The organism is Streptomyces dryopteridis (assembly GCF_049606955.1).
Classification (GTDB): Bacteria; Actinomycetota; Actinomycetes; order Streptomycetales; family Streptomycetaceae; genus Streptomyces.
This window is the reverse complement of sequence record NZ_CP187113.1, coordinates 4,593,470-4,614,683: the sequence shown is the minus strand read 5'-3', so window position 1 is coordinate 4,614,683 and position 21,214 is coordinate 4,593,470. Positions and strand designations below refer to the sequence as shown.

17 protein-coding genes are annotated in these 21,214 nt (G+C 70.8%); 9 read left to right on the top strand and 8 right to left on the bottom strand.

The features are described 5' to 3' along the window. Window positions 1–24: 24 nt before the first annotated feature. Window positions 25–2,034 carry a hypothetical protein gene (locus ACN20G_RS19660; protein ID WP_424214107.1) on the bottom strand — a complete coding sequence of 670 codons (2,010 nt, stop codon included), beginning with the start codon at window positions 2,032–2,034 and terminating at the stop codon, window positions 25–27. A 381-nt stretch (window positions 2,035–2,415) separates the two neighbouring features. Between ACN20G_RS19660 and ACN20G_RS19655 the strand changes: the two genes are divergently transcribed. The 6 genes from ACN20G_RS19655 (at window position 2,416) to ACN20G_RS19630 (ending at window position 12,151) form a co-directional block, all read left to right on the top strand. After that, window positions 2,416–3,936 (top strand): leucyl aminopeptidase, encoded by a 1,521-nt coding sequence (locus ACN20G_RS19655; protein ID WP_424214106.1) that lies wholly within the window; start codon window positions 2,416–2,418, stop codon window positions 3,934–3,936. A gap of 421 nt (window positions 3,937–4,357) precedes the next feature. Further along, entirely contained in the window at window positions 4,358–5,746 is a 1,389-nt protein-coding gene (gene lpdA / locus ACN20G_RS19650; protein WP_424214105.1) for a dihydrolipoyl dehydrogenase, read from the top strand. A 58-nt stretch (window positions 5,747–5,804) separates the two neighbouring features. After that, the gene (sucB, locus tag ACN20G_RS19645) at window positions 5,805–7,547 is read left to right on the top strand and encodes a 2-oxoglutarate dehydrogenase, E2 component, dihydrolipoamide succinyltransferase (RefSeq protein ID WP_424214104.1); all 1,743 of its coding nucleotides are present in this window, start codon (window positions 5,805–5,807) and stop codon (window positions 7,545–7,547) included. A gap of 177 nt (window positions 7,548–7,724) precedes the next feature. After that, complete coding sequence (locus ACN20G_RS19640) at window positions 7,725–8,348, top strand: GntR family transcriptional regulator (protein ID WP_424215590.1); 624 nt, start codon at window positions 7,725–7,727, stop codon at window positions 8,346–8,348. A gap of 464 nt (window positions 8,349–8,812) precedes the next feature. Continuing rightward, window positions 8,813–11,497 carry a pyruvate dehydrogenase (acetyl-transferring), homodimeric type gene (gene aceE, locus ACN20G_RS19635; RefSeq protein ID WP_424214103.1) on the top strand — a complete coding sequence of 895 codons (2,685 nt, stop codon included), beginning with the start codon at window positions 8,813–8,815 and terminating at the stop codon, window positions 11,495–11,497. 126 nt (window positions 11,498–11,623) lie between these two features. After that, the gene (locus tag ACN20G_RS19630; RefSeq protein WP_424214102.1) at window positions 11,624–12,151 is read left to right on the top strand and encodes a DUF4240 domain-containing protein; all 528 of its coding nucleotides are present in this window, start codon (window positions 11,624–11,626) and stop codon (window positions 12,149–12,151) included. Window positions 12,152–12,224: 73 nt separating this feature from the next. On the opposite strand, the gene ACN20G_RS19625 is transcribed toward ACN20G_RS19630, so the two are convergent. Then, the gene (locus tag ACN20G_RS19625; protein ID WP_424214101.1) at window positions 12,225–12,995 is read right to left on the bottom strand and encodes an SDR family NAD(P)-dependent oxidoreductase; all 771 of its coding nucleotides are present in this window, start codon (window positions 12,993–12,995) and stop codon (window positions 12,225–12,227) included. Between the two features lie 87 nt (window positions 12,996–13,082). Here ACN20G_RS19625 and ACN20G_RS19620 point away from each other — a divergent pair, with 87 nt between their 5' ends. After that, window positions 13,083–13,742: a TetR/AcrR family transcriptional regulator gene (locus ACN20G_RS19620; protein WP_424214100.1), complete on the top strand. Its 660-nt coding sequence runs from the start codon at window positions 13,083–13,085 to the stop codon at window positions 13,740–13,742. A 68-nt stretch (window positions 13,743–13,810) separates the two neighbouring features. On the opposite strand, the gene ACN20G_RS19615 is transcribed toward ACN20G_RS19620, so the two are convergent. Beyond that, window positions 13,811–14,017, bottom strand: a complete 207-nt coding sequence (locus tag ACN20G_RS19615; protein ID WP_424214099.1) for a hypothetical protein — start codon at window positions 14,015–14,017, stop codon at window positions 13,811–13,813. Further along, a complete protein-coding gene (locus ACN20G_RS19610; protein WP_424214098.1) occupies window positions 14,014–15,402 on the bottom strand; it encodes a hypothetical protein in 1,389 nt (462 codons plus the stop codon). The genes ACN20G_RS19615 and ACN20G_RS19610 overlap by 4 nt, the downstream gene beginning before the upstream one ends. Window positions 15,403–15,580: 178 nt before the next feature. Here ACN20G_RS19610 and ACN20G_RS19605 point away from each other — a divergent pair, with 178 nt between their 5' ends. Further along, on the top strand, window positions 15,581–16,543 hold the full coding sequence (locus tag ACN20G_RS19605) for a hypothetical protein (protein WP_424214097.1): 963 nt from the start codon (window positions 15,581–15,583) through the stop codon (window positions 16,541–16,543). A 104-nt stretch (window positions 16,544–16,647) separates the two neighbouring features. On the opposite strand, the gene glnA is transcribed toward ACN20G_RS19605, so the two are convergent. Beyond that, a complete protein-coding gene (gene glnA, locus ACN20G_RS19600; protein ID WP_424214096.1) occupies window positions 16,648–18,057 on the bottom strand; it encodes a type I glutamate--ammonia ligase in 1,410 nt (469 codons plus the stop codon). Between the two features lie 185 nt (window positions 18,058–18,242). Here glnA and ACN20G_RS19595 point away from each other — a divergent pair, with 185 nt between their 5' ends. After that, window positions 18,243–18,710 carry an RDD family protein gene (locus ACN20G_RS19595; RefSeq protein WP_424214095.1) on the top strand — a complete coding sequence of 156 codons (468 nt, stop codon included), beginning with the start codon at window positions 18,243–18,245 and terminating at the stop codon, window positions 18,708–18,710. Between the two features lie 245 nt (window positions 18,711–18,955). On the opposite strand, the gene ACN20G_RS19590 is transcribed toward ACN20G_RS19595, so the two are convergent. The 3 genes from ACN20G_RS19590 to lipA all read right to left on the bottom strand — a co-directional run bounded on the left by ACN20G_RS19590 (window position 18,956) and on the right by lipA (window position 21,090). Next, window positions 18,956–19,660 carry a DUF4191 domain-containing protein gene (locus ACN20G_RS19590; RefSeq protein ID WP_424214094.1) on the bottom strand — a complete coding sequence of 235 codons (705 nt, stop codon included), beginning with the start codon at window positions 19,658–19,660 and terminating at the stop codon, window positions 18,956–18,958. A 10-nt stretch (window positions 19,661–19,670) separates the two neighbouring features. Further along, entirely contained in the window at window positions 19,671–19,868 is a 198-nt protein-coding gene (locus tag ACN20G_RS19585) for a hypothetical protein (RefSeq protein ID WP_424214093.1), read from the bottom strand. A 265-nt stretch (window positions 19,869–20,133) separates the two neighbouring features. Next, a complete protein-coding gene (gene lipA, locus ACN20G_RS19580) occupies window positions 20,134–21,090 on the bottom strand; it encodes a lipoyl synthase (protein ID WP_424214092.1) in 957 nt (318 codons plus the stop codon). Window positions 21,091–21,214 lie beyond the last annotated feature (124 nt).

Genomic DNA, 21,214 nt, shown 5'->3' with positions numbered 1-21,214 from the left:
TGGCTCCCGAGGCCGCCGCCCGGCTCAGCTCGGGAGCTTGAGGGTGGTGGCGGACTGGAGCAGTTCGGGGCCGGACCAGGTGGAGCGGGTGCCGGCGTAGGCGGTGCCGAAGTCGGCGGTGCCGAGGGTGAGCTGCTTCTTGGTGCCGGTGGGGGCGGTGATCGGGGCCAGGGTGCCGGAGGGGGCCTGGACGGTGACGGTGGTGCCGATCCGGTAGGCCGTCACCTTGCCCTCGGAGAGGGCCTTGTCCCAGGCGGCGCGGCGGGTGAACTCGACGCCGGAGTCCTTCTGGGTCTGGTTCACGATCGGGGTGTTCGTGGCGTACAGGGCCCGGTAGGTGTCGAGCACCTGGTTGAGGACGGGGTAGAGGGTGCGGTCCTCGGCCAGGTTGGACTGGTGGACGTAGTGGGGGCGGGGGTCGTTGGACAGCACGTGCCGCAGGGCCGTGTTGGCCTCTTGGGGGACGATGTAGTTGAGGTAGCCGGTGTTGACGTCGAGGGGGGCCGGCAGGCAGGTGGAGGTGGCGGGGTTGTCCTCGCAGATCCCGCTGCCGCCGTCGGCGCGGCTGGTGTAGATCCAGTTGTACTCGTCGGCCATCTCGGCGTTGGTGCCCGTGTTGTAGTACACGTTCATCGGGTGCCGGGGGACGGTGAGGGCGGCGCCGACGGGCCGCTGGGCGGTCTCGCGGGAGGCGTCGGAGGCGATCCACTTGACCCCGTTGTCGGCGAGGGCGCCGGCCAGGTTGGGGTTGTCGTCGGCCTGCTGCGGGGTGGTCTTGAGGCCGGAGTGCTCGCCGGTGACCAGTTCGGTCTTGTCGAGGGTGATGCCCTTGGCGGCGGCCCAGTCGTTGTTCTGCTTGATCTGGGCGGAGATGTCGGCCCGGCTCATCCACTGGATCTGGCCCTGGGCGTTCTTGGTGCACACCCACGGGTTGACGCTGGTGTCCTGCACGCAGCCCAGGAAGGGGTGGGTGTAGGTGTGGTTGACCCAGCGGTACTTGGCGCGGTCGGCCACGAGCTGGGTGGTGAGGGCGTCGGTGTTGCCGTGCTCGGTCTTCCACTCCTCGCCGGCGCCCGCGTTGAAGACCATGTCGAGCTTGAAGTTCTTCTGCGTCTGCCACTGCGCGGCGTAGGTCGCGTCGGCGGCGGTCATCCGGATGTCGCTCTCCTGGCCCTCGCCGCCGGCGCACGCGTAGTCGCCGGGGGTGCAGTTGAGCTCCTTGCTCCAGCGGGCGTCGGGGGCGAACACGTCGTCCACGTGGACCGCGAAGTAGTTGCGGCTCTGCCCGAGGTGCACGCCCTGGGTCAGCCATTCGACGATGCCCCGGGCCAGCAGCCGGAACTGGCGCTGGTACTGGTTGTAGCCGAAGGTGACGACGAGCTGGCTGCGCCCGTTCTGGACGTATTCGCCGACGAGGGAGGCGCGGCCGGAGCCGACCGGCACGTCGACGAGGCTGGTGTAGCCGGCGCGGGGCTTGCCCGCGAAGCCGTAGCTCTCCATCACCAGGGGCGAGTTGTCCTCGAAGGTGAGGGCCCCGTTGAGGTAGCCGAAGGCGCCCGCCTTGCCGGCGGCGGTGACGGCCGCCTGGGCGCCGTCGAGCTGTCCGGTGTATCCGCCGTTGTCGGTGTACTCCAGCCCCACCCCCGGGTGCGCCCACGTGTAGGCGTCCACCTGACGGATGTTGTAGGTGGTCTCGTAGGCCGTCAACGCGGCCATCTCCGCCGACCCCTCGCCGAACGGGTTCTCGTTCGGCAGCACGACGCCCTGGTACTTGGCCCGGGGCGCGCCGTTGACCGTGTCCGCCAGGTAGGCGGCGTTGATGACGGGTCGACCGGGGCTGGAGAGGTCGATCCGCGTGAAGGGCACGCCGGTGTCCTTCAGTTCCGCCGTGATCGCCTGCACCGAGCTGCCGCCGTCGTCGACGACGAGCACCTTGAGGTCGATCCTGGGCGTGGCCGCCGCCGTGGCGGTGGAGGCCGGTACCGCTACGGAGACGAGCGCCGCGGCCACCCAGGCGGCGGCGACCCTGTTCATCCGATTCTTCTTGACCATGTCGGCCTTTCCCCCCGCAGGCATCCTTCAACGACGGCCGCGGCGGTTTCGGCCGGGCCGGGGATGCGCTGTGGAAATCATGCAAAGGAACCCCGCGTCCCCTTGCGAGAGTGAACCGAGTCTTTCGGACCTCGTCAGGTCTAAGCGGCAAACCTGGAACAGAGGCCACGGATGGGTGAACCTGTTGCCCCTTTGATCGAACGAATGGCCAAACCTTCGAGTGGCGTACGGTCGGGCGCGGGCGCGTAGGCTCATTTCCGACGTTCGACAGGCGGGAATACGATCAGATCCGGACGGACCGGTCACCACCCCCCGGCCGGACCGCGCCCCCACCCCACACAACGGAAGAGAGATCCCACCACCGTGACTGCTCTGACTCTCAGCACGGCCGGCGCCGCGACCCTGCGCGCCGACGCCCTCGTCGTCGGCGTGGCCAAGGGCCCCGAGGGCCCCGTCCTCGCCGCCGGCGCGGAGGCCGTGGAGGCCGCCTTCGACGGCACGCTCGGCGCCGTCCTCGACGCCCTCGGTGCCGGCGGCGCCGAGGGCGAGCTCACCAAGCTCCCGGCCCCGGCCGGTCTGAAGGCACCGGTGGTGCTCGCCGTCGGTCTCGGCCCGGTCCCGGCCGAGGACGAGGGGTACGCCGAGGAGGGCCTGCGCCGCGCCGCGGGCGTCGCCGCCCGCGCCCTGGCCGGCGTGAAGAAGGCCGGCTTCGCGCTGCCCGTCCCGGACGCCGAGTCCGTCGCCGCCGTCGCCGAGGGCGCGCTGCTCGGCGCCTACGCGTTCACCGCCTACCAGGGCGGCGAGAAGGGCGCGAAGGCCCCCAAGCAGCCCCTGGCCGAGATCGCCCTGCTGGGCGCGAAGCCGCGCGACAAGGCCCACAAGGCCGCCGCCGAGCGCGCCCGCGTCGTGGCCGGCGAGGTCAACATCGCCCGCGACCTGATCAACACCCCGCCCAACGACCTCACCCCCGAGGCATTCGCAGCGGTCGCCCAGACCACCGGCAAGGAGCTGGGCCTGAAGGTCCAGATCCTCGACGAGAAGGCCCTCGCCAAGGGCGGCTACGGCGGCATCCTCGGCGTCGGCAAGGGCTCCGAGAACCCGCCGCGCCTGGTGAAGATCGCCTACACCCACCCGAAGGCCGCCAAGACGGTCGCGCTGGTCGGCAAGGGCATCACCTACGACTCGGGCGGCATCTCGCTGAAGCCGGCCGGTCACAACGAGACCATGAAGTGCGACATGTCGGGCGCCGCCGCCGTGTTCACCGCCGTGTGCGCGGTGGCCCGGCTCGGCCTGGAGGTCAACGTGACCGGTTGGCTCGCGCTGGCCGAGAACATGCCCTCCGGCTCCGCGACCCGCCCGGGCGACGTGCTGCGCATGTACAGCGGCAAGACCGTCGAGGTCCTCAACACCGACGCCGAGGGCCGGCTGGTCCTGGCCGACGCGCTGACCCGCGCCTCCGAGGAGAACCCGGACGCGATCGTGGACGTGGCCACCCTGACCGGCGCCATGGTGCTGGCCCTGGGCAACCGCACCTTCGGCGTGATGGCCAACGACGACGCGTTCCGCACCGAGATCCACGAGCTGGCCGAGGAGGTCGGCGAGGCGTCCTGGCCGATGCCGCTCCCCGCCGACCTGCGCAAGGGCATGGACTCCCCCACCGCCGACATCGCCAACATGGGCGAGCGGATGGGCGGCGGCCTGGTCGCCGGCCTGTTCCTCCAGCAGTTCGTGGGCGAGGGCATCACCTGGGCCCACCTGGACATCGCGGGCCCGGCCTTCCACGAGGGCGCGCCGTACGGCTACACCCCCAAGGGCGGCACCGGCTCCTCCGTGCGCACCCTGGTGCGCCTGGCGGAGAAGACCGCCGAGGGCGAACTGGGCTGATCCGGCCCCGCGCCTCGGGCCCGGATCGGGTCCCGCTCGGGCCCGCGCCGGGCCCGGGCGGCGCGACCCGACGAGTTCCGGTGTGAAGCCGGTCACCCCCGGAGGGGCTCCCTCCGCCGAAGGGTGACCGGCTTCACCCGTCCGTTGTGGGGCTTTTTGTTCGCTCCCGACGAAACCTCCGCCCGCGCACGACGGCGCCGCGACGGATTCCGTAGGTTTCTACGCCACGGTAACCCCGGATTCGGGCATTGCGACCTGTCCCGGCCAGGGGCCGGCGTCCCGTGTTCCCGCGACAAATGCGAAGATGGGCCACGGCAGGACAGGGCCCCCACCACAGGGCCGAATCAAAAGCGGCCGATACCAGCCGCCGACCGGTCGACGTCAAGGCCGGAGACCGGCGCACATGCATGGAGGACGTGACGTGGCGAACGACGCCGGCACCGTTTTCGACCTAGTGATCCTCGGCGGCGGCAGCGGCGGTTACGCCGCGGCCCTGCGCGCTTCGCAGCTTGGTCTGGACGTTGCCCTGATCGAGAAGAGCAAGCTCGGCGGCACCTGCCTGCACAACGGCTGCATCCCCACCAAGGCTCTGCTGCACGCCGGCGAGGTCGCCGACCAGGCCCGCGAGGCCGGCCAGTTCGGCGTCAAGGCCACCTTCGAGGGCATCGACATCGCGGCCGTCCACACGTACAAGGACGACGTGATCAACGGCCTCTTCAAGGGCCTCACCGGTCTGCTCGCCTCCCGCAAGGTGACGATCATCGAGGGCGAGGGCCGCCTGTCCTCCCCCACCTCCGTCGACGTGAACGGTCAGCGGATCCAGGGCCGCCACGTGCTGCTGGCGACCGGCTCCGTGCCGCGTTCGCTGCCCGGCCTGGAGATCGACGGCAACCGCATCCTCTCGTCCGACCACGCGCTGGTCCTGGACCGGGTGCCGCAGTCCGCGATCATCCTCGGCGGCGGCGTCATCGGCGTCGAGTTCGCCTCGGCGTGGAAGTCCTTCGGCGCCGACGTGACGGTCATCGAGGGCCTCAAGCACCTCGTGCCGGTCGAGGACGAGAACAGCTCCAAGCTGCTGGAGCGCGCGTTCCGCAAGCGGGGCATCAAGTTCAACCTCGGCACCTTCTTCGACAAGGCCGAGTACACCGAGAACGGCGTGCGCGTCACCCTCGCCGACGGCAAGACCTTCGAGGCCGAGGTCCTCCTGGTCGCCATCGGTCGCGGTCCGGTCTCCCAGGGCCTGGGCTACGAGGAGCAGGGCGTCGCGATGGACCGCGGCTACGTGCTGGTCGACGAGTACATGCAGACCAACGTGCCCACCATCTCCGCCGTCGGCGACCTCGCCCCGACCCTCCAGCTCGCCCACGTCGGCTTCGCCGAGGGCATCCTGGTCGCGGAGCGCCTCGCGGGCCACAAGGTCGTCCCGATCGACTACGACGGCGTGCCGCGCGTCACCTACTGCCACCCCGAGGTCGCCTCCGTCGGCGTCACCGAGGCCAAGGCCAAGGAGCTCTACGGGGCGGACAAGGTCGTCACGGCCAAGTTCAACCTCGGCGGCAACGGCAAGAGCAAGATCCTCAAGACCGCCGGCGAGATCAAGCTCGTCCAGGTCAAGGACGGTGCCGTGGTCGGCATCCACATGGTGGGCGACCGGATGGGCGAGCAGGTGGGCGAAGCCCAGCTCATCTACAACTGGGAGGCCCTGCCCTCCGAGGTCGCGCAGCTCATCCACGCCCACCCGACCCAGAACGAGGCCCTCGGCGAGGCGCACCTGGCGCTCGCGGGCAAGCCGCTGCACAACCACGACTGATCCTCGGTCACGGGCGCGACGACCACTACCGCACTTTCTGTAAGGAGCAACTGAAACCATGGCGGTTTCCGTAACCCTGCCGGCGCTCGGCGAGAGCGTCACCGAGGGCACTGTCACCCGTTGGCTGAAGGCCGAGGGCGAGCGCGTCGAGGCCGACGAGCCGCTCCTCGAGGTGTCGACCGACAAGGTCGACACCGAGATCCCCTCCCCCGTCTCGGGCATCCTGGCCTCCATCAAGGTCGCCGAGGACGAGACCGTCGAGGTCGGCGCCGAGCTGGCCATCATCGACGACGGCTCCGGCGCCCCGGCCCCGGCCGCCGCGCCGGCCGCCGAGGCCCCCGCGGCCCCGGCCCCCGTCGCGGAGGCCCCGGCCGCTCCGGCCCCGGCCGCCGAGCCCGCCCCCGCGCCGGCCGCCCCGGCCCAGGCCGCGTCCGGCACCGACGTCGTGCTGCCCGCGCTGGGCGAGTCGGTCACCGAGGGCACCGTCACCCGCTGGCTGAAGGAGGTCGGCGAGTCGGTCGAGGCCGACGAGCCGCTGCTGGAGGTCTCGACCGACAAGGTCGACACCGAGATCCCCTCCCCGGTCGCCGGCACCCTGCTGGAGATCCTGGTCGCCGAGGACGAGACCGCCGAGGTCGGCGCCCGTCTCGCCGTCATCGGCGCCCCCGGCGCGGCGCCCGCCGCCGCTCCGGCCCCGGCCGCCCCGGCCCCCGCCGCGGCCCCGGCTCCGGCCCCCGCGCCGGCTCCGGCCGCGCCCGCCGCTCCCGTGGCCGCCCCGGCCCCGGTCGCGTCGGCCGCCCCGGTCGCCGCCCCGGCGCCGGTCACCCCGGCCCCCGCCGCCGCCCCGGTCGCCGCTCCGGCCTCCGCCGGCGACGAGGGCGCGTACGTCACCCCGCTGGTGCGCAAGCTCGCCTCCGAGTCCGGCGTGAACCTCTCCGAGGTCACCGGCACCGGTGTCGGCGGTCGCATCCGCAAGCAGGACGTCATCGCCGCCGCCGAGGCCGCCGCCGCCGCTCCGGCTCCGGCCGCCGCCGCCCCGGCCGCCAAGGCCGCCCCGGCCGCCGGCGCGGTGTCCGAGCTGCGCGGTCAGACCGTCAAGATGACCCGCATGCGCAAGGTCATCGGCGACAACATGATGAAGGCGCTGCACGGCCAGGCCCAGCTCAGCTCCGTGATCGAGGTGGACATCACCAAGATCATGAAGCTGCGCGAGAAGGCCAAGGGCTCCTTCCTGGCCCGCGAGGGCGTCAAGCTGTCCCCGATGCCGTTCTTCGTCAAGGCGGCGGCCCAGGCGCTGAAGACCCACGCGGTCGTCAACGCCCGGATCAACGAGGACGAGGGCACCATCACCTACCACGCCTCGGAGAACATCGGCATCGCCGTGGACTCCGAGAAGGGCCTGATGACCCCGGTCATCAAGGGTGCGGGCGACCTCAACCTGGCGGGCATCGCCAAGGCCACGGCCGAGCTGGCCGGCAAGGTCCGCGGCAACAAGATCACCCCGGACGAGCTGTCCGGCGCGACCTTCACCATCAGCAACACCGGGTCGCGCGGCGCGCTCTTCGACACGGTCATCGTGCCCCCGAACCAGGTCGGCATCCTGGGCATCGGTGCCACGGTCAAGCGTCCGGTGGTCGTGAACCACCCGGACCTGGGCGAGACCATCGCCATCCGTGACATGACCTACCTGACCCTGTCGTACGACCACCGCCTGGTCGACGGCGCGGACGCCGCCCGCTACCTGACCGCCGTCAAGGCGATCCTGGAAGCCGGCGAGTTCGAGGTCGAGCTGGGTCTGTAAGGACCCGCCCGAGCCGATCTTGTAACGAGGCTCACCGTCGGCGCCGCCGTCCGGAATACTTCCGGACGGCGGCGCCGCCGTATTGTCTAGGGGGTGCCCGCCACGCGGCGCCACCGGCAAAGGCGCCGACGTACCGTCCGAACGCGCTCGCGCACCCCCCAGGAGATGACCCCGATGATCACGCCACCCGTGGTGCACTCGCTGCGCGAGCAGATCCGCGAGCACATCGTGGAGGGCATCGTCAGCGGGCGCTGGAAGCCCGGGGAACGGATCGTGGAGCGCCGGATCGCGGTCGAGCTGGAGGTCAGCCAGACCCCCGTGCGCGAGGCCCTGCGCGAGCTGGAGACCCTGCGGCTGATCGAGTCCGCGCCCAACAAGGGCGTGCGGGTGCGCAACCTCTCCGCCCGCGACCTCGACGAGATCTACCCCGTCCGCGCCGGCCTGGAGCAGATCGCGGCCGAACTGGCCGCCCCCCGCCTGGCCCTGGACTGCGAGGCCCTGGAGCCGCACGTGGCGGCCCTGTGGGAGGCCGACCGGGACGGGGACGGCACGGCGCAGGTCCGGCACACCGTGGGCTTCCACCGCGAGCTCGTGCGGGCCGCCGGCAACAGCGTGCTGCTGCACACCTGGGAGAGCCTGGGCATCGAGGTGTTCACGGCCCTGTCCATCCGCTGGCTGGGCACCGTGCAGAAGTCGTACGCCGAGGAGCACGAGGACCTCGTGCGCGCCTTCCGCGAGCGCGACCCCGAGATCGGCCTGCTGGTCAAGCGGCACGTGCTGGGCTGCGCCCCGCGCGCCTGAGCCCCCGCCGCGCCCCGCCGCACGCACTCCCCCGCTCCCCCGCCACCGCGCCCCCGCGCGGCGGTCCGCCCTGCGCGACGCCCGGGGACCTTCGGCCCTGTGGACAACCCCGATCCGCCGGCCGGCCCCTCTTTGCCGCCGGCCAAAAACCGACATTCCAAGCCGGGGCGACCTGCCACGAGCCGGACACAAGCACCGCACAAGCACGCCACAAGCGCGTCACAAGTGGGCAGGTCAGCGCCCGTTTGATGGGGGTTTGCCCGGCACTGCGTGCCCGATTTCGTGGCACCGGGTGCCGACTTTTGTCCTATGGCCATTTTTTCGGCAGTTTTGTTTGATCGATCATCGATCAGAGCCCTACAGTCGTCGGCGGGCCCCACCCGGGTCCAACGACCCTGTCCTGCCCGTCAGGGTGTTTCTCTTCACCACCACCTCTCCTTCAGTCCGGAAGGCGGCGCACAGCGATGTCCGACCCCGTAGGCAACCTTCCGAGCGAGCTCGACCAGCTCCCGGACCGTGACACCGAGGAAACCGCCGAATGGGCGGCCTCCCTCGACGCCGTCGCGAAGGCCGCCGGCACCCACCGTGCCGAGTACCTGATGCGCCGCACCCTCCAGCACGCCGAGGCCGCCGGCCTCGCGCTGCCCAAGCTGCTGGAGACGGACTACGTCAACACCATCCCCACCTCCGCCGAGCCCGAGCTCCCGGGCGACCCGGAGATGGAGGCCCGGATCACGGCCTGGAACCGCTGGAACGCGGCCGCCATGGTCACCCGCGGCTCCAAGCACGGCGTCGGCGGCCACATCGCGACCTTCGCGTCCGCGGCCTGGCTGTACGAGACCGGCTTCCAGCACTTCTTCCGCGGCAAGGAGGAGGACGGCTCCGGCGACCAGATCTACGTGCAGGGCCACGCCTCTCCCGGCGTCTACGCCCGCGCGTTCCTCGAAGGCCGGATCACCGAGGAGCAGCTCGACAACTTCCGCCAGGAGTCCGGCGGCAACGGTCTGCCCTCCTACCCGCACCCCCGCCGCCTGCCCTGGCTGTGGGAGTTCCCGACCGTGTCCATGGGCCTCGGCCCGCTGTCCGCGATCTACCAGGCCCGGTTCAACCGCTACCTGGAGAACCGCGGCATCAAGGACACCTCCAACTCGCACGTCTGGGCCTTCCTCGGCGACGGCGAGATGGACGAGCCCGAGTCGACGGCCGCCCTCGCGCTGGCCTCCCGCGAGCAGCTCGACAACCTGACCTTCGTCATCAACTGCAACCTCCAGCGCCTCGACGGCCCGGTGCGTGCCAACTTCCGCATCGTGCAGGAGCTGGAGGCCCAGTTCCGCGGCGCCGGCTGGAACGTCGTGAAGACCCTCTGGGGCTCCGCCTGGGACGAGCTGTTCGCCCTCGACACCACGGGCGCGCTGGTGCGCCGCCTGCGCGAGGTGCCGGACGCCCAGTTCCAGACGTACGCGACCCGCGACGCCGCCTACATCCGCGAGCACTTCTTCGGCGCGAACGAGGAACTGGCCGCCGTCGGCGCGCAGCTCTCCGACGCCAAGATCATCGAGTGCTTCCAGACCTCCCGCGGCGGCCACGAGCCCCGCAAGGTCTACGCCGCCTACCAGGCCGCGCTCGCCCACAAGGGCGCGCCGACCGTCATCCTCGCGCAGACCGTCAAGGGCTTCACGCTGGGTTCCGGGTTCGAGTCGAAGAACGCGAACCACCAGATGAAGAAGCTGACGATCGACGAGTTCAAGGCGATGCGGGACCTGCTGGGCCTGCCGATCCCGGACTCCGCGTTCGAGGGCGGCCAGGTGCCCTACGGCCACCCCGGCCCGGACTCCCCCGAGGTCCGCTACCTCAACGAGCGCCGCGCCGCGCTCGGCGGCCCGGCCCCGGCCCGCAAGGTCGCGCACAAGCCGCTGCCGGCCCCGGCCGACCGCTCGTTCGCGCCGCTGCTCAAGGGCTCGGGCAAGCAGGAGATGGCCACCACCATGGCCTTCGTCCGGCTGGTCAAGGACCTGATGCGGGACAAGGAGACCGGCAAGCGCTGGGTCCCGATCGTCCCCGACGAGGCCCGCACCTTCGGCATGGAGTCGCTGTTCCCGTCCGCGGGCATCTACTCCCCGCTGGGCCAGACGTACGAGCCGGTCGACCGTGACCAGCTGATGTACTACAAGGAGGCCAAGGACGGCCAGATCCTCAACGAGGGGATCACCGAGGCCGGCGCCATGGCCGACTTCATCGCCGCCTGCACGTCGTACGCGACGCACGGCGAGCCGATGATCCCGTTCTACATCTTCTACTCGATGTTCGGCTGGCAGCGCACCGCCGACCAGATGTGGCAGCTCGCCGACCAGCTCGGCAAGGGCTTCATCGTGGGCGCCACCGCCGGTCGCACCACCCTGACGGGCGAGGGCCTCCAGCACGCCGACGGCCACTCGCACCTGATCGCGTCCACGAACCCGGCCTCGCTCAACTACGACCCGGCGTTCGCGTACGAGATCGCGGTGATCGTCAAGGACGGTCTGCGCCGGATGTACGGGGAGAACCCCGAGGACGTCTTCTACTACCTGACCGTCTACAACGAGCCGAAGCAGCAGCCGGCCATGCCCGAGGGCGTGGAAGAGGGCATCCTCAAGGGCCTGTACCGCTTCAACACGGCCGCCGACCTCGGCGAGGCGGCCCCGGCCGCCGACGCGCCGAAGGCCCAGCTGCTGGCGTCGGGCACCGCGATCCACTGGATCCTGGAGGCCCAGAAGCTGCTGGCCGCCGAGTGGAACGTGGCCGCCGACGTGTGGTCCGCCACCTCCTGGGGCGAGCTGCGCCGCGAGGCGCTGGAGTGCGACGAGGCGCTGCTGCGCGGCGAGGAGCGGGTGCCGTACGTGACCCGCGCGCTGGACGGCGTGGCCGGCCCGGTGCTCGCCGTCTCCGACTGGATGCGTCAGGTCCCGGACCAGATCAGCCAGTGGGTGCCGCAGGACTACACCTCGCTGGGCACCGACGGCTTCGGTCTGTCGGACACCCGTGAGGGCGCGCGCCGTCACTTCGGCGTGGACCCGCAGTCCATCGTCGTGGCGGTGCTGGCGCAGCTGGCGCGGCGCGGCGAGGTTCCGGCCTCCGCCGTCAAGGAGGCCCGCGAGCGCTACGGCCTGTAAGGGTCACGCGGCTTCGACCGAGGGCCGTCGTCCCCCCCTCCGCGTTCTTCGCGGGGGCGGGACGGCGGCCCTCGGCGCGTTCTCGCGGTGGCGGCGGCGGGGTGCAGCGGTGATGCTGGAGCCGTGATGGACGAGACGGAGTTCTGGCGCCTGGTGGACGGTACCCGCGACGACGCCGAGGGGGACCCTGAGGCGCACGCCGACCTGCTCGTGGAGCGGTTGACGGAGCTGGACCCGGACGCGGTGGTGGACTTCGCCCGGCATTTCGAGGCCCGCTACCACCGGGCCTACACCTGGGACCTGTGGGGCGCGGCCACCCTGCTGCTGGGCGGGGCGAGCGACGACGCCTTCGACTACTTCCGGTGCTGGCTGATCGGGCAGGGCCGGGAGGTCTTCGAGGGCGGGGTGCACGAACCCGACCGACTGGCGGAGCTGCTCGGGCCCTTCGACGAGGAGGTCGACGGGGACGGCGAGGAGCTGGGCTACGCGGCGGACGAGGCGTACGAACGGCTGACCGGCTCGGAGACCCCGGACCTCGGGCTCCCGCCCGAACCCCCGGAGCCCGCGGGCACCCCCTTCGACATGGAGGACGAGACGGGCCTGGCCACCCGCTTCCCCCTCCTGTGGGACCGCTTCGGCCCGACGGCCGACTGAGAACGCGACGGGGCCCCGACCGGTCGGCCGATGCCGGTGGTCGGGGCCCCGTCGCGTGGGGGCGTGCGGCGGCTCAGTGGTGGGTGCCGCCGTCTATCCGGATCTCGGTGCCGGTGATGAAGGAGCCGTCCTCGCTGCCGAGCATGGCGACCACGCCGGCGACGCTGTCCGGGCCGGCGAAGCCCTGGCCGAGGGCGGGGGCGAGCTTGGCGAGGAGGGACCAGTCGGTGTCCTCGGGCAGGCCCGGGCCGTTGCCGGTGGTCATGCCGCTCTCGATGGAGCCGGGGGCCACGCTGACGAAGCGCAGGCCCTGCTTGCTGTACTCGGCGGACAGCGCGTGGGTCATGGACTGGATGCCGCCCTTGCTGGCCGCGTAGGCGGACATGTAGGGGTGGGCGAAACTCGCCGAGGTGGAGCTGAAGTTGACCACCACGGGGGTCTGCCCGGCCAGCAGGGCGGGCAGGGACTCGCGGATCATCAGGAAGGTGCCGGTCAGGTTGACCGAGATGACCCGGTTCCAGAGGTCCAGGGTGGTCTTGTGGGTGTGCTCGGAGCGCAGGATCCCGGCCGCGTTGACCAGGACGTCCAGACCCCCGAGGGCGGCGACGGCCGCGGTCACCCCGGCCGCGACGGCGCTCTCGTCGGAGATGTCGAGCACGGCGGTGGTGAGGCGGTCGGCGACGCCGTCGGCGCCCGCGCGGTCGGCGGTGCCCTGGAGGCCCACCTCGTCGACGTCCACGGCGTGGACCCGGCCGCCTTCGGCGAGGATGCGGTGCACGGTGGCCCGGCCGATGCCGGAGCCGCCGCCGGTGATGAGGACGCGTCGTCCTTCGTATCGGTTCATGGGGCCGACCCTACGACTCGATGGCACGTTTTGCCATAGCGTCACTCCATGCCGTGCGCCACGTCGGCTCCGAGTAAGCTCCCTCCCGTGAACTCCCCACGTCCGTACTCCGTCACCCCCGCCACCGGCGGCTCGCTCACCGAGCGCCGCAAGGCCGCGACCCAGCTCGACATCGCCCGCGCCGCCTGCGAACTCTTCGCCGAACGCGGCCCGGACGCCACCACGGCGGAGGACGTGGCGCACCGCGCCGGCGTCGCCCTGCGCACCTTCTACCGCTACTTCCGCAACAAGCAGGAGGCGGTCGCGCCCCTCCTCGCGGGCGGCGGCGACGAATGGCGGGCGGCCCTGGCCGAGGAATCCCCCCGCACCCCCCTGCGCGAGGCCCTGGAACGCGCCGTCACCCGCACCCTCACCGGCCCCGTCGCGGTCGCCGAGGGCCTGGCCTGGACCCGCGTCCTGCTCCGCGCCGCCGGCGAGGACCCCGCCCTGCGGGCCGTCTGGTACCGGGTCAACCAAGACTCGGAGGAGGCCCTGCTCCCGATCCTGGCCCGCCTGGCCGGCCCGCACGCGGACCCCCTGCAACTCCGCCTCCTCGCGGCGGCGGCCACGGACGCGATCCGCGTCTCCCTGGAACTCTGGGCCGAGACGGACGCCCCACCGGAAGGCCCAAACTCCCCGGCCACCCTGGCCCTGACCTCCCTCCACACCCTCACCAACGCCATGCCCCTCCTGAACCCGCCCCGATGAACCGGAACGGGCCGGACGCCACGAGGACCCGGCCCGTCCACGCTCGGGCCCGCTTCCCTGGCACTCTTTCAGGAAGACCCGCCGGGCCCGTGCCGCTCGCCGAGTTCCGCCGGGCCCTCCGGGTCGCCCGCCCGACCTCTCAGTTCCTCGCGGACGGCCCGCCAAGCGCGGATGATCCCGGGAAGCTTCGCCAACACCTCCCCCACCTGCGCCAACAGCAGCATCACGCATCCCGATGCGGCGAGGATGACGAGGGCCAAGCCGTCCCAGCTCACACGAACACCTTCCGGGCAAGCCATTCGAGGGCCTCCGCCCCCAGTCTGTCCGGGGCGTCCAACAGGGCCTCTCGCACCGCCTCCGGATCGGCCAGGGCAGGTGGGGCGTCGCCCCGGTCCAGTTCCGCCATCCGTTCCATCGCCGAGGCGACGACACCGGGCCACTGGGGCATCCCGAAGTGGTCCGAAGCCTTGAACACCGCAGAGAAGGCCCGGTGCAGCAGTGCCGGATACCATCCGTCCTGCCGGATCACCTCCCTGGTGAACCACACCCGATCGTCGACATGCCGGACGAATTCGTCCGAGGACCGCGACATGTGGCTCAAGGCGAAGCCCGATCGCCCCGCCCAGGCCAGGTTCGCGGCGGAGGCGACGGCCGCGAACCCGAGCAGGACGTCGGGACCCTCCTCCCGGGCGGCCGTCAAAGCCGCACGTGCTCTGCGATACAGGTCGACGCTCTGGGCGAAGATCTCCCCGTCGTTCGGACCGTCATCGGCCGCGTGCAGCGCGCACAGCGGACCCTCACGCCAGGCGTCCGCCACCAGACCGACCGCCGCCGCGCTCACCAGAACGTCCGTGTCCGTCACATCGAGGCCCGCGTGCTCCAACACGGCACGGACCTCGTCCTCGCACTCGAAGATCGGCTCGTGCTCCGCCTCGGGGCCCGGCCCCGGCACGGATTCCCACTCCTCGCGTTCCACGGTGATCCCGTGCTCCGCCAAGTGCTCGAACACGGCATCAGGTCCACAGTCGATGTCCGTCATCTCGTGGTGTCCCGAACACCCTTCAGGGCAACCGAACTCCTCGCACGCCTCGGGGTCAGCGGGTGCCGCCTCGTTGATGACGTGATACGTCAGCCGCTCCGCCACCGCCTCACGGGCCTCGATCATCGCCAGATCGAGACGGAAGTCGGCGTCCTTGATTCCCGTGTCATCGGCCGCGGCGACCGACGGCGGCTCCGGAGCCTCGGGAACCCCGACGTGGGCGGACTCCAAGCACACGAGCAGCCAGGCCACGTCCACCGCCGTGACCTCACCGCCCCGCGCCGATTCGGCGACGGCTTCGGCGGCCCGTCTGATCTCGTCGAGCCGCGCGAGGTGCCGCTCGCACACCGCTTCCCAGGACGCGAGCACATCCCGAACGTTCCTGGCGTCACGCACCCGAGCGGCGTCCCGGTCCCGCCGCGCCTTGGTGATCAGACGGCTCAGGCAAGGGCGACAACCGAACAGTCCGGAAGTCGGCGTCGGCCCCAACGGAATCGGGGCCAAGTCCTCACCGAACGGCTTGTCGCACAGGCAACAGGACACCATCCCCACATGACGGGACGTGGGAATCCTGGGCAAGACCGCGCGAATCGCATCACGGGCATAGGCGGGTATGTGCATGGCGAAGCTCCTCCGACCGGGCGCCCTCACGGCGTCCTCTCCATGCTCACCCCCTCCATCGGCCACGAGTCACGATGTGACGGCGCACCGTGCAAACTTGGCAGATGTTGACTCGGGATGGCTTTCGCCTCGTCCGAGCCCCTGAAACGTGACACCTGTACGGAAGGAGCGACCCACCGTGTCCAGTACCGCCGGTTCGCCCTCAGAGCCCCCTGTCCGCAAGGAACTGACCGAGGCGCTGGAAGAGCTGTATCGCGCGGCCGGTCGGCCAAGCTTCAGAAACATGAGCAGACGGCTCCGCCTTCGCGAGGACCGACTGAGCGCCGCGAGCCACGAGACGATCCGCAGAGTCCTCAAAGGCAAACAGACTCCACGGTGGGAAACCGTTCGGGACATCGTCGTCGTCCTGTCCGCCATGTGCAGCCCGCCCCGGGACGAGGAATCCGAGACGGCCAGGTTCCGGCCCTTGTGGCGGGCGATCGACGAGGGTGAGTCCGGCGCGCTGAAGTCCTTTCAAGAACTTCTGCAGACAGGCTGGGGCGGTGAGGACGGCAAGTGGACACCGGAGATGGTCATGGGGATATTCGCGAACCCCTTCAACGCCATCGAGATCCACCCCTCACTCGCCGTTCCCCACGACCCGATGGTCTCCGAGGAGCAGTGGGTTCGCGGCATGGTCAAGTCCATCGAGGAACACGGCGCCGAACACATGTTGCGGATCATGTTGCACTCGCTCAAGGGGGAGTACATCGGGGCGGCGGAGGGCACCCCGTACGGATACCAGAACCCGGATCGCGAGTTCATGGAGGCGGAGGCCGTGGTCCGGTACGGCTGCGCGGAGATCCGACGCCGCCTCGATGCCGAACCCAACCTCCTGGCCGCGTCGATCCGCGCCATGCACGCGGACGAGACCATGGATCGTGACGACAAGGTCGGAATCCTGGAGAGGGAGTCCGATCCGAGCCTTCTGCGTGAAGTCGTGACCTTGACCCCCGCGACCTGGTCGGAAGCTTCCGAGGAGGCCCACCATCTGCTCTTCGACTACCTGATCAAACAGATCTCGGCGGTTGCCCCGTTCGGTCTCCCCGACGCCGAACGTTTCCGGATCGTCTGGCGCGTGCCCGAGCCTTCGACCGACTGACACGCTCGACCGCACCGCGAACACGGCCGAGGCCGCCGTCCCTGGGCGGGATGGCGGCCTCGGTGATGTGCGGTGTCCGGCGGGCCCCGGAAGGGCCGGGCCGGCTAGAGGTCGAAGTAGAGTTCGAACTCGTGGGGGTGGGGGCGCTGGGCGATCGGGGCGATTTCGTGCTGGCGCTTGTAGTCGACCCAGGTCTCGATCAGGTCGGAGGTGAAGACGCCGCCGGCCTGGAGGTACTCGTTGTCCTCCTCCAGCGCGGTGAGGACCGCGTCGAGGGAGGTCGGGACCTGCGGGACGGCCGCGTGCTCGTCGGGGGCGAGCTCGTAGAGGTCCTTGTCGATCGGCTCCAGCGGCTCGATCTTGTTCTTGACGCCGTCGAGGCCGGCCAGCAGCAGGGCCGAGAAGGCCAGGTACGGGTTGGACGACGGGTCCGGGGCGCGGAACTCGACGCGCTTGGCCTTCGGGTTCGAGCCGGTGATCGGGATGCGCATGGCGGCGGAGCGGTTGCGCTGCGAGTACACCATGTTGACCGGGGCCTCGAAGCCGGGCACCAGGCGGTGGTAGGAGTTCACCGTCGGGTTGGTGAAGGCGAGCAGCGACGGGGCGTGCTTGAGGATGCCGCCGATGTAGTAGCGCGCGGTGTCCGACAGGCCCGCGTAGCCGGCCTCGTCGTAGAAGAGGGGCTCGCCGCCGGCCCAGAGGGACTGGTGGACGTGCATGCCGGAGCCGTTGTCGCCGAAGATCGGCTTGGGCATGAAGGTCGCGGTCTTGCCGTTGCGCCAGGCGACGTTCTTCACGATGTACTTGAAGAGCATCAGGTCGTCGGCCGCGGCGAGCAGCGTGTTGAACTTGTAGTTGATCTCGGCCTGGCCGCCGGTGCCGACCTCGTGGTGCTGGCGCTCGACCTGGAGGCCCTGGGCGTCGAGCTCCAGGGAGATCTCGGCGCGCAGGTCCGCGAAGTGGTCGACCGGGGCGACCGGGAAGTAACCGCCCTTGTAGCGGACCTTGTAGCCGCGGTTGTTCTCGGTGGAGCCCGTGTTCCAGGCGCCGGCCTCGGAGTCGATGTGGTAGAAGGACTCGTTCGCGGAGGTGGCGAAGCGGACGTTGTCGAACACGTAGAACTCGGCCTCGGGGCCGAAGTACGCGGTGTCGGCGATGCCGGTGGAGGCGAGGTACGCCTCGGCCTTCTTCGCGATGTTGCGGGGGTCGCGGCTGTACGCCTCGCCCGTGATCGGGTCGTGGATGAAGAAGTTGACGTTCAGCGTCTTGTCGCGGCGGAACGGGTCCAGGCGGGCGGTGGTCAGGTCGGCGCGCAGCGCCATGTCCGACTCGTGGATGGCCTGGAAGCCGCGGATCGACGAACCGTCGAACGCGAGTTCCTCGTCGGGGTTGAACGCGTGGGCCGGGATGCTGAAGTGCTGCATCACACCGGGGAGGTCGCAGAAACGGACATCTACGAACTTCACGTCGTTGTCCGCGATGTACTTCTTCGCGTCGTCGGCGTTCTGGAACATCCAACTCCTCCTACTCCCGACCCGGGGCAGGGCGGGGTTGTATAGCTCGTGGTGCGTCAGTGCGGGTGCCGCACGCTGACCAGACCATAAGCAGACGGGATTTCTCAAGCATGACCCATTTGTTTCGCACAAGTTAACCAGGGGCCCGTCTCGGGACGCTCGCGCCCCGGCGGTACCGTGGTCGCGTGGACAACAGGCAAGCAATCGGATCGTGGCTCTCCGGCCCGCGCGCGACCGCCGAGGACATGGGCGTGGACTTCGGCTACCCGGGCGAGCGCCTGGGCCTGCCGCGCGAGGGTTCCGGCTCGGTGGCGAAGTTCGGACGGCGGCTGGGCGCGGTGCTCGTGGACTGGGTGGCGTGTCAGGTCATCGCGTACGGGTTGATCACGAGCGGGGACCTGTCGGCGGCCGGGAACTGGACGCTGGGCCTGTTCGTCGCCCTGGGCGTGCTGACCGTGGGCACCGTGGGCTTCACGCCCGGCAAGCGGATCTTCGGCCTCCGGGTGCTGGCGGAGTCCGGCGGGCGGCTCGGGTTCGGCAAGGTGATCGTGCGGACGTTGCTGTTGGCTTTGGTGATCCCGGCGCTGATCTGGGACCGGGACGGGCGCGGTCTGCACGACCGGCTGGCCCGCGCGGTGCAGGTCCGGATCTGATCCGGCCCCGGCCCTCGCCCCCCCGGCACGTGAACGGCCCCGCACCCCTCCTCGTGGGGGGGGTGCGGGGCCGTTCACGTGCGCGGGGCTCGTATACGAAGCGGGCACGGGGCGTGCGCGCCCGGCGCGCGAGAGACGCGGGACGGACGCGGAACGGCCCCGGGGGTGGTCTCTCCCCCGGGGCCGTCCCGTGTGCGCGTGGCGCGCGTGCCGCGTGTGGTGCCGGTGCCCGCGGTGGTCGCGGGTCAGCGCATCTTGCCGCCGCGGGGCATCTTCATGCCCTTGGTGCCGGGCATGGGGCCCTTGGGCAGCGGCATGTTGCTCATGAGGTCGCCCATGGCGCGCAGCCGGTCGTTGGTCGTGGTGACCTGGGGGCCGGCGAGCACGCGCGGGAGCTTGAGGAGGGTGGTGCGGACCTTCTTGAGGGGCACCTGGCCCTCTCCGGTGCCGACGATGAAGTCGTGGACCGGGACATCGGGGACGATCCGGGCCATCTTGCGCTTCTCGGCCGCGAGCAGCGGCTTGAGCCGGTTGGGGTTGCCCTCGGCGATGAGCGCGATGCCCGCCTTGCCGACGGCGCGGTGGACGATGTCCTGCTGCCGGTTCATCGCGACGGCCGGGGTGGTGCTCCAGCCGCGGCCGATGTTGTCGAGCACGGCCGCGGCGGCGCCGGGCTTGCCCTCCATCTGGCCGAACGCGGCCCGCTCGGCGCGTCGGCCGAAGACAATGGCCATCGCCAGGAACGCCACCAGGAAGCCCAGGATGCCCAGGTAGACCGGGTGCCCCAGCAGGAAGCCGATCCCGAGGAACGCGCCGAACACCACGAGCCCCACGGCCGCGATGATCAGACCGATCTTCTTGTCGGACCGCGCGGTCATCTTGTACGTCAGGGCGATCTGCTTGAGTCGCCCCGGATTCGCGGCAGTGCCCGCGTTTGCCTTCCTCGCCATGTGGTGAAGTTTACGTGGCCCGGGGCACCTGGGTAGCCACGGCCTCCAGTACGTGTTCGGTTTCCACCCGGTCCTTGGCCCTGCGTCGGTCCTCCAGGACGGCGGTCCACGCGTTGCGACGGGCGCCCCGGATGAGCAGGGACTCCACGCCGCGCAGGGCGTCGGAGAACGTCGGGATGGCGATGGCGCGGACGGGCGCGGCCTGCATGATGGCGGGTCCCTCTCTCGAATGGGCGGCTCGTGCGGGTGCGGGCGGTGGTCCCATCGTCACCGACCGGTGTTACCGGCGCGTGACCCGGCGGTCAAAGAGTGATGAAACCTTGACGCGGCCCACCGTCCCGAGGGCTCGGGTCGATGGGCCGCGTCGTCGCGGGTCGGGTGCCGGGGCGGAGGTCGGACCTCCGCCCCGCCGTCCCTTGTGTCCGAGTTCACACGGTTTCGTGCGGGGGCGCGGACGGGTGGTGCGGGGGCGCTCAGGCGGTGGGGACCCCGGCGCGCTTGTCCATGGCCTGGCCGTACAGCCGGCCGGCGCGGTACGAGGAGCGGACCAGCGGGCCCGACATGACGCCGGAGAAGCCGATCTCCTCGGCCTCCTTCGCCAGCTCCACGAACTCGGCCGGCTTGACCCAGCGCTCCACGGGGTGGTGCCGGGGCGAGGGCCGCAGGTACTGGGTGATGGTGATCAGCTCGCAGCCGGCCTCGTGCAGGTCGCGCAGGGCCTCGCTGACCTCCTCGCGCTCCTCGCCCATGCCCAGGATCAGGTTGGACTTGGTGATCAGCCCGTAGGCGCGGGCCTGGCGGATCACGTCGAGGGAGCGCTCGTAGCGGAAGCCGGGGCGGATCCGCTTGAAGATCCGGGGCACGGTCTCCACGTTGTGCGCGAAGACCTCGGGGCGGGAGGCGAAGACCTCCTCCAGCAGCTCCGGGACGGCGTTGAAGTCGGGGGCGAGCAGTTCGACCTTGGTGCGGCCGGTCTCGCGGTTCGCGGTCTGCTCGTGGATCTGGCGGACCGTCTCCGCGTACAGCCAGGCGCCGCCGTCGGCCAGGTCGTCGCGGGCGACGCCGGTGATGGTGGCGTAGTTGAGGTCCATGGTGACGACGGACTCGCCGACGCGGCGCGGCTCGTCACGGTCGAGGGCCTCGGGCTTGCCCGTGTCGATCTGGCAGAAGTCGCAGCGCCGGGTGCACTGGTCGCCACCGATGAGGAAGGTCGCCTCGCGGTCCTCCCAGCACTCGTAGATGTTCGGACAACCGGCTTCCTGGCACACCGTGTGCAGGCCCTCGCCCTTCACGAGGTTCTGCATCTTCGTGTACTCGGGACCCATCTTCGCCCGGGTCTTGATCCACTCGGGCTTGCGCTCGATGGGGGTCTGGCTGTTGCGGACCTCCAAGCGCAGCATCTTGCGTCCGTCGGGTGCGACTGCGGACACGACCGGCTCCCTGTGACTTCGATTCTTCGGCGCCCACCAGGGTACGCCCGTAATTTCACACGCTCTTACGACGCCCAACCCGTGGACCCCCGGGTGAATTCCCCCGGACGGACGCGGACCGGGC